Origin of the sequence: Acinetobacter sp. NIOH-H-8, assembly GCF_046635365.1 — a bacterium.
Taxonomy (GTDB): Bacteria; Pseudomonadota; Gammaproteobacteria; order Pseudomonadales; family Moraxellaceae; genus Acinetobacter.
On the sequence record NZ_JBHDVN010000414.1, the window covers coordinates 1 to 209 of the forward strand.

General features: G+C 34.0%; 1 pseudogene. It reads right to left on the reverse strand.

Going from position 1 to position 209, the window contains the following annotated elements:
* Nucleotides 1–209 (reverse strand): annotated as a pseudogene (locus tag ACEWB7_RS18905) (transposase); the annotation flags it as partial.

Consider the following 209-nt stretch of genomic DNA (forward strand, 5'->3'; position numbering starts at 1 on the left):
TTTGAATTTCTTAACTGTTTTTCTTGCCAATTTAATATCATGCTGACTGCCAGACGATATATCTACTCCTATGATTTGTTTGCTCTTCGGATGATAGATCACTTGGGCTTTTAACGTATGTTTCTTCTTTTTACCACTGTAGAACTTACTCTGATTTTTTTTTCGGGCGTTCTATTAAACATTCTGTCGCATCAATAATTACCCAGTTA